This is a genomic window from Paraglaciecola sp. 25GB23A (assembly GCF_040012495.1).
Lineage (GTDB): Bacteria > Pseudomonadota > Gammaproteobacteria > Enterobacterales > Alteromonadaceae > Paraglaciecola.
The window spans coordinates 19603-31027 of the sequence record NZ_JBDYKM010000009.1 but is presented as its reverse complement, the minus strand read 5'-3'; the positions used below and the strand labels follow the sequence as shown (position 1 = coordinate 31027).

The 11425-nt window shown below is 42.9% G+C and carries 9 protein-coding genes; 5 read left to right on the top strand and 4 right to left on the bottom strand.

Annotation, left to right across the window (positions count from 1 at the left end):
• Nucleotides 1–20: 20 nt before the first annotated feature.
• The 3 genes from ABKW31_RS13455 (at nucleotide 21) to ABKW31_RS13445 (ending at nucleotide 4372) form a co-directional block, all read left to right on the top strand.
• The gene (locus tag ABKW31_RS13455) at nucleotides 21–1964 is read left to right on the top strand and encodes a response regulator (RefSeq protein ID WP_348617061.1); all 1944 of its coding nucleotides are present in this window, start codon (nucleotides 21–23) and stop codon (nucleotides 1962–1964) included.
• A 211-nt stretch (nucleotides 1965–2175) separates the two neighbouring features.
• Complete coding sequence (locus ABKW31_RS13450) at nucleotides 2176–2613, top strand: hemerythrin domain-containing protein (protein ID WP_348617060.1); 438 nt, start codon at nucleotides 2176–2178, stop codon at nucleotides 2611–2613.
• A 133-nt stretch (nucleotides 2614–2746) separates the two neighbouring features.
• Nucleotides 2747–4372, top strand: coding sequence for a diacylglycerol kinase family protein (locus ABKW31_RS13445; protein ID WP_348617059.1), 1626 nt, complete (start codon nucleotides 2747–2749; stop codon nucleotides 4370–4372).
• Between the two features lie 357 nt (nucleotides 4373–4729).
• Here ABKW31_RS13445 and ABKW31_RS13440 read toward each other — a convergent pair whose 3' ends face one another.
• From ABKW31_RS13440 to ABKW31_RS13425, 4 genes are all read right to left on the bottom strand, one after another.
• Nucleotides 4730–6037 carry a DUF2254 domain-containing protein gene (locus ABKW31_RS13440; protein ID WP_348617058.1) on the bottom strand — a complete coding sequence of 436 codons (1308 nt, stop codon included), beginning with the start codon at nucleotides 6035–6037 and terminating at the stop codon, nucleotides 4730–4732.
• An 82-nt stretch (nucleotides 6038–6119) separates the two neighbouring features.
• Complete coding sequence (locus tag ABKW31_RS13435; protein WP_348617057.1) at nucleotides 6120–6296, bottom strand: hypothetical protein; 177 nt, start codon at nucleotides 6294–6296, stop codon at nucleotides 6120–6122.
• Between the two features lie 93 nt (nucleotides 6297–6389).
• A complete protein-coding gene (locus tag ABKW31_RS13430; RefSeq protein WP_348617152.1) occupies nucleotides 6390–6584 on the bottom strand; it encodes a hypothetical protein in 195 nt (64 codons plus the stop codon).
• A gap of 34 nt (nucleotides 6585–6618) precedes the next feature.
• Entirely contained in the window at nucleotides 6619–6795 is a 177-nt protein-coding gene (locus tag ABKW31_RS13425; protein ID WP_348617056.1) for a DUF1328 family protein, read from the bottom strand.
• Between the two features lie 1176 nt (nucleotides 6796–7971).
• On the opposite strand from ABKW31_RS13425, the gene ABKW31_RS13420 reads away from it, so the two are divergent.
• Nucleotides 7972–9213, top strand: a complete 1242-nt coding sequence (locus ABKW31_RS13420) for a serine hydrolase (protein WP_348617055.1) — start codon at nucleotides 7972–7974, stop codon at nucleotides 9211–9213.
• Nucleotides 9214–9301: 88 nt separating this feature from the next.
• Nucleotides 9302–11422 (top strand): S9 family peptidase, encoded by a 2121-nt coding sequence (locus ABKW31_RS13415; protein WP_348617054.1) that lies wholly within the window; start codon nucleotides 9302–9304, stop codon nucleotides 11420–11422.
• Nucleotides 11423–11425: the final 3 nt, after the last annotated feature.

The following is an 11425-nucleotide window of genomic DNA, read 5'->3' as shown; positions in this document are numbered from 1 at the left end:
ATGACGTCTAAGGTTATTCCATGAGTAAAGTAGCCCGCTTGTTATTGGTTGAAGATGATGAAGATGATTACATTCTGACCAGTGAGTCCTTGACTCAACTCGACTCTTATCATTTTGAAATTCACTGGGTGACTAACCCCCAAAGTGCCCTTGAAAAATTGATGGCAGAAGACTTTGACATTTGTCTATTAGATTACCAACTGGGTGGACAAAGTGGTCTTGATGTCTTGAAACAAGCTGCCTTACTCGGCTGTATGACGCCTATTATCATGCTCACGGGGCAAACTGACGATAGCCTAGATAAGCTGGCACAAGACGCCGGAGCGGTAGATTATTTAAATAAAGAAGAAATTACTACACCGCGATTTGCCCGTGCTATTCGCTATGCATTGGCCCGTAACGAAGTCACAACAGAACGCTTAGAGCGACTAAAAGCGGAAACCCAAAACCGCTCAAAAGATCGATTTTTAGCCCACTTGAGTCACGAATTACGTACTCCTCTCACCTCTATTTTGGGTTATGCAGAGCTATTGTTAAACAGTGATAAGTCAGCTCAATCACGCTCAGAGCTGAATATTATTTTAAGTAATGGCAAACATTTATTGAGCCTGCTGAATGATGTGCTCGACCTATCTAAAATCGCCGCCGACAAACTTGAAATAAATTCCGCCGCTATTGAGCTCGATAGTTTTATTGCTGATGTATTTTTTTTACTACAAATAAACGCCCACGATAAAGGCCTTAATTTACAGATCAAGGCCCGTAGCCCCTTGCCTCTTACTATTTATGCCGACGGTACACGTCTGCGACAAATACTGATTAATCTCAGCCATAACGCAATTAAGTTCACTCAACATGGTCGAGTTTCTATCCAGTTGTGGACTCAATTTGTGCACAACAAAGAGTTACTCCATTTTGAAGTGGCCGACAGCGGCATGGGCATACCCGCCGAACGTCTGTCATCCATATTTAAACCCTTTGAACAAATCGAAGATATTGTCACACGCAAAGAAAGTGGTGCGGGTCTAGGCCTCGCCATTTGCACTGAACTAGTTAAACGCATGGGCGGCACAATAAGCGTTGAGTCAGAATTAGGCAAGGGCACCCGTTTTCAGTTTTCCATTGATCCGGGAGATATCAGCGCTATCACGCGCACGAAGTTACGTTTTAAAAAAATGGATGATAACCAAGCTGATCAGGTGTTTGTACCACTGACCGGTAAAGTGCTGGTGGTGGATGATGCGCCTGACATTCGCAAGTTGGTGCAACAAATTTGTCAAAGCTTTGGTTTAGAGGTGGTGACCGCTGAAAATGGCTTACAGGCGGTGGAAATGTGTAGTCAGTCCTTGGCAGACTCCTCGCCTTTTGATTTAGTTTTGATGGACATTCATATGCCGGTACTGGGTGGTCGACAAGCCATTACAGAAATACGTCAAGCAGATTTTTTATCACCGGTTATCGCCCTAACGGCAGCAGCATTAAAAGGGGTGAAACAGTCTCTGATTGAAATTGGTTTTTCTGAGGTACTGCACAAACCCATCAATAAAGTGGCTTTATATCAAAGTTTAAGTGTTTATTTACCTAAACAAACCAACCTAGCGCCGCCCCACAAGAAGCCCCGGCAGCAAAGCATATTAATCGTTGAAGACGACCCAGATGCTGCTCAAGTGAGTCAGTTGCTGCTAGAAAGTTTGGGCGCAAAGGTGCAATTGGCCCTTAGCGGTCGGGAATGTTGGGCCGCCCTGCAATCAAATACGTCATTTGACATTATATTACTCGACCTCAATCTACCTGATACTGATGGATTAAGTCTTGCTGCACAAATCCACATCATAAAACCTAACATTGAGCTTGTTTTAGTCAGCGGAGCCCAAGTCGATGTTGCCCAACTTGCTGCCGTTAATATCCACAAAAGCTTATTAAAGCCCCTCAACTTAGCCAGTTTAAAATCGCTGTTAGATTAAATTTTAAGGCTTTAAGCCGCTAAATCTCACCACAAGTTAGGCCGTAATTGTTTCAATTGCTGTGTAACTTTTTCTCAAACTATCTATTAAAAACCCCCAGTTAATTAAATTTTACTAAAATTAACTTATAAAAAACAATGGCTTAATTCTGTTTTTTGGTATTGGCACAGTCTTCGCTAAAGTATTCTTATAATAATACTGAGGAGCCAATATGAAAATTTTTGAAGCACTGCGCCAAGATCATGAAAAACAACGTCTATTAATGAATATATTAACAAAGACCTCTGGTAGCAGCCAAAGTAGAGTTAGTTACTTTGCTGAATTAAAAACAGAGCTCGCTAATCACGCATTAGCCGAAGAACGCCACTTTTACGCACCTTTGATGGAATTTGATGACACGATCGAAACGTCGCGCCACGCCGTAGCAGAGCATCACGAAATCGACGAATTGATCGACAAGGTAGAACAAGCTGATATGAGCTCATCTGCCTGGATGGCACACATGAAAAACCTCCAACACAAAGTGCTGCATCATTTAGCTGAAGAAGAGCGTGAGTTTTTTCAACAAGCGCGCAAAGTTCTCAGCGCCAAGCAAAATACCAATCTAGCAGACGCCTATCAACATGAAATGCGTGTGCAAGCTAGTTAAAGTTAAGGCCAATGTAATAAACGATTTACCCCTGCTGGTAAGCTTTGGCCTGACATAGAGCTAATTAACAGTTTATGCCAGGTCTTTTTTATGGGTTAATAACAGTAGAATTTTGCCAAGAGCTGACGGAATTATGTTTATCATCAAATATTATATAGCAGGTGCTTTACTAGCATTGCTGTTAGCCATCATAAGTCCTTATTTAATCGCTAAACTATTGTTTGGCTGGGTTGCGTTGTCGATGACCTTGGTCAGTTCGGCCTATATTTTTCAAAAACCAAATGTTTTTCGTAAAAAACAAAATGGCTCGATCCCACTGTATATTCGATGGATTTTTGTTCCCTTTTTATTCGGCGTGCAGCTCTACAATGTGTGGGCCAGAAAAAACGATAGAGTACCGGCCATTCAGAAAGTCGAAGAGAATCTGTTTTTGGCTTGTCGATTGTTTTCAGATGATGTGCTCGACCTCCAAAGTCGGGGTGTAAAAGCCATATTAGATGTTACCGCCGAATTTGGTGGCTTAGATTGGTCGGCACAAAATCAAGACCTCGCTTATCTCAATGTGCCCGTGCTCGATCATCAAAGCCCGCAACAAGATGAACTTGTCCACGCTATCCATTGGATCCACAATCAAATTATTGCCCAGCGCGCAGTCACCGTGCACTGTGCTCTAGGGCGTGGGCGTTCTGTTCTGGTAGTGGCAGCCTATTTGTTAGCAAAAAATCAAGATTGGAGTGTCGAGCAAGCGTTAAGCGCCATTAATGATATTAGGCAAACGGCCGCCTTAAATCCTAGTCAGCTTAAGGCCCTAAAAAAATATCATGCCGCAGGCATTCTAAAGTTAAGTCGCCCAGTGTGGATTATTGCCAATCCTGTTTCAGGCGGCGGTAAATGGCAAGAATACAAAAGCCAAATTGAGCAAAGTTTAGCTGCTCATTTTCAACTGCATATTGCTGAAACTACCGAGCAAATAAGTGCAGCAAGTTTAACCAAAAAAGCGCTAAAACAGGGTGCTAAGACTATAATTGCTTGTGGTGGTGATGGCACATTGTCAGAAGTCGCAGCACAAATTGTTGGTACCGATTGCACTATGGGAATTATTCCCCTCGGCACGGCCAATACCTTAGCCCATGTCCTATTTGGCGCTAAAAGCAAACTCATTCCCATTGAAACGGCCTGTGAACATATTATCGAACGCCAAATACAAACTATTGATACCGCTATGTGTAATGAAAATCTAGTGCTATTGGTTATAGGTCTGGGTTTTGAACAAAAAATGATTAAAAATGCCGACCGCACACAAAAAAATGAAGGTGGTCAATTAGCCTATGTCAAAGCGCTGTGGGACGCGGTGCAGTTAAATGAGAGTCAACAATTGCACGTTACCTTTGATGACAAAGACGAAATAACGATCGACGCAAGCAGTTTTATTGTCGCCAACGCCGCCCCTTTTGCCACCGTATTAGCACAAGGCGGAGGCAACCCAGACTACCAAGACGGCTTACTCGACATCACGTGGATGCCCAAACAAGAAAGCGCCAACGACCAACTAGTCACCATGACAGAATTAGCCATAAGCGGCTTAATGCAAGACTTCAAGTCGCAAAATGTCGAATACACCAAGGCCAGAAAAATAAAAATCCGCGCCGACAGCCCCCTTCACTACGTCATAGACGGTGAAAATGCCCAAGCCAAAGAATTGCAAATACACATCCAACCCAGTTCGTTAAACATCCTGTGTAATATGCCCCCCATGTAGGAGTTCCCGGTAACCGGCATGGCCACAACGGAGTTGTTCGTCCCTAAAGGAACTCCTACAAGGGAGGAAAGCTCTTGTAGGAGCTGCTTTAGCTGCGAAGCTTTTAATTAGAAAAATCAACCATACATTAATAAATGGCCATTGGTTATAAATTCGACACCTGTGGTTGATTTTTTCGTCCCTAAAGGAACTCCTACAAGTGCAGCCTCCCTTGTAGGAGTTCCCGGTAACCGGCATGGTTCTGGGACGAAAAATCAACCACAAATGATAATTTCACAACCAATGCAAATTCATCAACAAGGTTGATTGTTCGCAGCTGATAAAATCCGTTACGCCCGCGCCCGTCACCGGCAGCTCCTACAAACGCTCACTAATTTGCTGTAATCGTTGCTCGATATCTTGTTTATCTTGCCTACACAATGATTGATGCTCGCAGGCCTGTGCAATCATATCGCGCTGTTGTTCAACAAATTCCCGTTGGTCTTGGTCGCTAACAAGGTCAGCAATCAGTTGCAAGCTTTCGAGTAACCTGATGGTCACCGCGACGCTGCCTTCGGCATGCTGTCTAATCTGATTAAAAGCGGCATGGGCTAATTGTGAAAATTGAAACGCATGGGTGTTTACCCTAACGGTGCCCTGTTGATCTTTGTGTTTGCTGGGGGGAAATGTACGTTGAGTTAAGGTACATAAGATGGCACACAGTTTATCGGTGCAGGTGATGGCCGTAAAAGGGTCATTAATACCCGGCGATAAGGCTCTTACTGCAATTTCAACTAACTGGTTTATGGCAAATTCTGGATCTTGAATAGGGGTGCGTTTAGCCCCCACCATAATACACGCCAATAAGGTTTTTTCGTCGGGCCGTTGGTTCGCATCGTCGACCCCCAATTTCATCAAAGTAAAACCAGTTACAACTGCATCGCCAGCCTTAACTAAGACTTTTACTTTGATTTCATTCTCGGCGGCTAACTGAGTCAATTTTTTAATATCAATGGCCTGTATATAGCCATCTTGTTGGCTCTTAAGCGACTGACTATAGTGTGTTTCACTGTAACTAAGAGGCCCATTGTCAACGTCCTTAATTTGCGCTTTTTGAGTCGGAAATAAACGCTCAATATCTAACTTAAGTTGGCAATAAACCTTATCTATTACATTATCGGCCTGAATAGAATGAGCAACGTGGTGAATAAAATAAATTAATACACCCACACCCGCAAAAGCTAAAATTAGCGCAAAATAGGTGGCCAAACCAGGAATGAAATGGTGTGTCTCTACCGATGTTGTGGCCTGTAGCACCAACAAACAATAGGTAAAAATCGCAACAAATACACCCAATACAGACTGAGTACCTTTGTCAGACATAAAATTGCGAATTAAACGGGGGCCAAACTGCGATGATGCAAGACTCAAGGCCACCACGGTAATTGAAAAGGCGATACTGGTAACCGTTATCATCGATCCCGCGATAGTCGTCAACAAAGAGCGAATTGATTCTGGCGAAGCTTGATAAATAAACTGGAAAAAATCAGGAGTGAAGTCTTGATAAGAACGGTCATAAGCCAAAAATAAGCTAGCCAATACCGAAGAACTTGCCACCATTGTCGACGGGATAAACCAAAAGCTGGTGCGAAAAGTTTCAATCAGGCTCAGGATTCTGTTGTTCATCTTTTATTCTCAAAGCAAATGCATAAAAAGAGTAGCTGCCAGCTTTGCAATTACAGTAGGTGACAAACCACAGTGAGGTATTTTACTTTTTCAGCTTGGTTTTTTTCATTAAGGCTACAGTAGCAAATAAACCGATAAGCACAAACAGTCCGAGTGCAACTAAAAACTGAACTAAAAACCCGAGGTTTTCAGTATTCATGAATGAAAACACAAAGCTAACAGTAATGACTATTACAATGTTCAACATTGAAAATTTCATCGCTTTACTCCTAATATGTTAACCCAGTGAAACGTTTTAAGCCTGAACATAAAAAAAAGGGGGCCAAGCCCCCATTCTTTAAACAGACGATGATTAACAATCAGTATCTTCAGCTTTTACACCTTCTTTCACATCTTCACAGGCATCTTCAATAGCATTACCAGCGTCAGTGACCATTTCATCAATTTTTTTGCCCGTTTCTTCTGCCTTGTCATCGCCGCAACCGGCTAGCAAAGTCATTGAAGCAAGTAAGATCGTCAAGATGCTTAAATATTTAAAGTTTTTCATGGTGTTTCTCCGTTATATGATAAAAATCAGTGGTTTACATTCTAGGTGCTTTACCGCGTAATGCGCTGGCAATCAATGAAATCACCAACAAAACGATAAAAATGAAAAATATAATTTTCGCGATACCTGCCGCTGCGCCAGCGATGCCACCAAATCCAAAAACTGCGGCAACAATAGCGATGATTAAGAAAGTTAACGCCCAACCCAACATGATGTGCACTCCTTTTCGTTGTTACATTATTGATTTCGAATTTACTAATGCGCTTTTTGTGCCAAATGATTTTTATTAATTAAATACATGATATTTATAGGTATTTTAATTTTTCGCTGAAGATCTAAATAGCAGGCTCGCAAATTCAAGTGCAATTATTACAGGAACAAATGTAGAAGTTGCGTATACAAGAGAAACCAGCCACAGGCAAAAACACTAGAGTTCAAAACACAAAGCCCCCCGCCCTAGGAGGAAACCCTTGTAGGAGCTGCTCCGTAACGGATGTTATTAGATGCGAAAATTCATCCTTGTTGATGAATTGTATTGGTTGTGAAATTGTCATTTGTGGTTGATTTTTTCGTCCCTAAAGGAACTCCTACAAGGAAAGCTCTTGTAGGAGCTGCTTTAGCTGCGAAGCTTTTAATTAGAAAAATCAACCATACATTAATAAATGGCCATTGGTTATAAATTCAACACCTGCGGTAGATTTGTTCGTCCCTAAAGGAACTCCTACAAGGGGACGATTCTTGCATTTGTAGGAGCTGCTCCGTAACGGATGTTATCAGCTGCGAAAAATCATCCTTGTTAATGAATGGCCATTGGTTATAAATTCGACACCTGTGGTTGATTTTTTCGTCCCTAAACAACTCCGTTGGGGCAACGCCGGTTACCGGGAACTCCTACAAGGGAGCACGATTTTATTCTCGTAGGAGCTGCTTTAGCTGCGAAGCTTTTAATTAGAAAAATCAACCATACATTGATAAATGGCCATTAGTTGTAAATCCAACATCTGTGGTTAATTGGTTCGTCCCTAAAGGAACTCCTACAAGGGGACGATTCTTGCATTTGTAGGAGCTGCCGGTGACCGGCGCGGCCGTAACGGATGTTATTAGCTGCGAAAAATCATCCTTGTTAATGAATGGATATTGTTGGTAAATCAACACCTGCGGTAGATTGGTTCGTCCCTAAACAACTCCGTTGTGGCAACGCCGGTTACCGGCTCAGTTCAGCTGCGAAAAATCAACCATGCTGATTAATCGCATATTGTTGATTTACCTTTTGTATTCCCCCCCACTCAAAACACAGATCACCTTCGCTACTTAACTATCTGCTGGCCTTTTTCTGCACTCTGAATTATGTTGTCTTACCTTGCAGAAACTAAAGATATAGGCGTGCATGATAAAAAATTTAAGTTATAAAGGGGTAGGTATAGGTTTTTTACTGACATTGTTGGCTTTGTTGGCCGTTTTTCAAAACAATGTTTGGCGTTTATACCAAGCGATTACGCTGTATGACGCTGATAAAATCTCACACAATTTTTTAAACATGTACAAGATGTTTGATGTCAGCAAAATTGACGCAAGCACCACTGCTTATTACTTCCCAGTTGATTATCAAGCCCTGCCTGATGACTTTACCCTTAACGATGAAACTATCGCCATCCCAGATTTTTTATCCCAAAGTGCCACCCACGGCATGATGGTGATCAAAGAGGGTGAAATAGTCTACGAGCAATACTTCTTAGACGACAGCCAAGACAAACAACATATTTCATTTTCGGTCGCCAAGTCTTTTGTTTCTGCCTTATTTGGTATTGCCATTGCTGAAGGTCATATCCAAAGTATTGAACAATCGGTCACTGACTATGTGCCAGAGCTAGTGGGCAGTGGTTATGACGGGGTGCGCATTAAAGATGTCTTACAAATGTCATCAGGTGTGAAATTTAACGAAGATTATGCCGATTTTAATTCTGATATTAATCGATTCTCACGGGCCATCGCCTTTGGCACGTCCTTAGATAATTTTACCGCATCTCTTCAGCGCGAACGTGAACCCGGCACTTATCATCACTATGTCAGCATTGATACCCAAGTCTTGGGCATGATTTTAGTGCGCGCCACCGGCATGAGTTTAAGTGAATATCTCGGTCAAAAAATTTGGCAACCCATGGGCATGCAAGATCCAGCTTATTGGATGATTGATGGCAATGGTATGGAACTCGCACTAGGTGGCTTAAATATCACCTTACGCGATTACGCTAAATTTGCTTGGCTGTATTTACACCAAGGGCAGTGGCTAAATCAACGAGGGCAGTTGTTACAAATAGTGCCACAACAATGGGTTATTGATTCGGTAACGCCAGATGCACCTCACCTTATGCCAGGTGAAAACAATCCCCAATCAGGTTCGTCCTATGGTTATGGTTATCAGTGGTGGATCCCGCTTGGCGCCGAAGATGAGTTTATGGCCCAAGGCATATATGGTCAGTTTATTTATATTGATCCGAGTAATGATCTTGTCATCGTGAAGAACTCTGCTAACTCAAGGTATACTGATAAAAGTCAGCAGTGGCCCGCCAAGCACTTGGCAATGTTCCGTGCTATTAGTCAACATTTCAGTCAAACGACCTTACCGTAAATACCGCGTGTATTGTCGTTTTTTCAACTTAAAGGATATCACCGTGCGCATTAAATTGTGTCTCGTGTCAATCACAGGAATTTTTATATTGTCGTTTTTAAGTGCTTGTAGCAAACCAGAAGTCACGGTTTTTCCGCGCCTTCAACAACTCGATAGCCCCGCACCCTTAGCACCACAAAAAAAATACACCGCGCAATATCACGGCCTAACCTTAGAAGACAATTATCATTGGCTCAAAGATGCTAGTTATCCCGAGGTGAGTGACCCGCAAATCTTGACCTATCTCGAGCAAGAAAACGACTATTTTGAGCAATTTTTGACGCCCCATGAAACGCTAGTTAAAACCCTCTTTGCTGAATTTAAAGCGAGAGAAGATGACTCAGACAGCAGCGTACCTTGGCAACATCATGGTTATGAATATCGTTGGTTTTTCCGCGCGGGTGAAGAATACCGAACTTGGGTAAGGCGTAAACTCGATAGCCAACAAGAAGAGGTGTTTTTAGATGAAGCGCAACTGGCAGAGCAATCTGAATACTTTGATCTAAGCGACTGGGATATCAGCCCAGACAATCGCTATCTAGCTTATTCAGTGGATATCGATGGTAGTGAGCGCACACAAATAAAAATTAAAGACTTGCAAACTAATACCTATCTAGACGACATACTCTCTGATGCCGATGGGCAATTAGTGTTCGCCGCAGACAGTCTTTCGTTAATTTACAATAAACTAGACCCAGAAAAGTGGCGCACAGTCAGTGTCAATTTGCATACATTGGGGCAAAGCCAACAACAGGATATTTTACTCGCCCAAGAAGCCGATGATGAATATTCTCTGGGCTTTGAAGTGACCAGCAGTGACAAGTTTTTAATCATTACCAGTGAAAACTCTAAGGTGACACAAGCAAGTGCTTTGCTTATGGCAGACCTAAGGGGTAAGGCACTTCCTATCGTCGACAAACAACAAGGTCTGCTCGCTAAGTTTGACCATGCGAATGACAATTTCTACATCTTGGCCAACGATACGCACGTTAATTTTCGCTTAGCCAAAGTCGCCGATAGCGCACCACAGTATGCCAATTGGCAAACGGTTTATGCCGGCAGTGAACAACGTTATTTTATCGATTTTCAAACCTTTAAAGACTTCATTGCGATTAATCAAAATGTTAACGGATTAGAGTCTATTCAGATCCTACCTAACGAGGGAGAGCCCTACCTAATCAGCCTGCCTGAAGATGTTGCATCAGTCAGTTTGGGGGCGAGTACAGAATTTGCGCAATCATTTGTGCGCATCAATTATGGCTCAATGATTACCCCAAGCAGTGTCTATGACTATGACCTCAACACCAATACGTTGCTGTTGCGCAAGGTCAAACAAATTCCTTCAGGTTACGATGCTGCGCAATATGAAACAAAGCGGCTCATGGCCCCATCGCGCGATGGTCTGCAAGTTCCGGTCACCCTAGTCTACAAAAAAGGCACTAAACAAAATGGCTTAGCACCGCTGTACTTATATGGTTATGGTGCCTACGGCATGGGTATGTCGCCTTATTTCTCGAGCTCTCGTTTGAGTTTACTCGACAGAGGTTTTGTTTTTGCATTAGCCCATGTCAGAGGCGGAGATGAACTTGGTCAACAGTGGTATTTAGATGGAAAACTCGAAAAACGCCCTAATACTTTTAATGATTTTATCGACGTGGCGCAATTTTTAATTCAACAAAACTATACCAGCAAAGGGAATATCTCTATCAGCGGGCGCAGTGCCGGTGGTGAGCTTGTTGGCGCTGCCGTTATCCAAGCCCCTGAACTGTGGCGCTCGGCAATCTTAGGCGTGCCCTTTGTTGATGTATTAAACACCATGTTAGATGCCGAACTGCCCTTAACACCACCAGAATGGAGTGAGTGGGGCAATCCACTTGAGAGTAAGACAGTGTTCGAATTACTGCAATCTTACTCGCCGTACGACAATATAGAGGCGCGCGAATATCCGCCAATGTTAGTCACCGGTGGACTCAACGACCCTCGTGTAACCTATTGGGAGCCAGCCAAGTGGACGGCTAAAATGCGCGCCACTAAAACCGATACAAACTTATTAGCAATGCGCATTAATATGGGGGCAGGGCACTTTGCTAACAGTGGGCGTTATGGCCGCTTAGAAGACAGTGCACAAGAAATGGCCTTTACCCTAGTGGCACACGGCATCACCAAATAACCG

Bases quoted from the DNA above. Each gene is read 5' to 3' on its own strand.
- ABKW31_RS13455 (WP_348617061.1), top strand. From the start codon at position 21: ATGAGTAAAGTAGCCCGCTTGTTATTGGTTGAAGATGATGAAGATGAT.
- ABKW31_RS13450 (WP_348617060.1), top strand. From the start codon at position 2,176: ATGAAAATTTTTGAAGCACTGCGCCAAGATCATGAAAAACAACGTCTA.
- ABKW31_RS13445 (WP_348617059.1), top strand. From the start codon at position 2,747: ATGTTTATCATCAAATATTATATAGCAGGTGCTTTACTAGCATTGCTG.
- ABKW31_RS13440 (WP_348617058.1), bottom strand. From the start codon at position 6,037: ATGAACAACAGAATCCTGAGCCTGATTGAAACTTTTCGCACCAGCTTT.
- ABKW31_RS13435 (WP_348617057.1), bottom strand. From the start codon at position 6,296: ATGAAATTTTCAATGTTGAACATTGTAATAGTCATTACTGTTAGCTTT.
- ABKW31_RS13430 (WP_348617152.1), bottom strand. From the start codon at position 6,584: ATGAAAAACTTTAAATATTTAAGCATCTTGACGATCTTACTTGCTTCA.
- ABKW31_RS13425 (WP_348617056.1), bottom strand. From the start codon at position 6,795: ATGTTGGGTTGGGCGTTAACTTTCTTAATCATCGCTATTGTTGCCGCA.
- ABKW31_RS13420 (WP_348617055.1), top strand. From the start codon at position 7,972: ATGATAAAAAATTTAAGTTATAAAGGGGTAGGTATAGGTTTTTTACTG.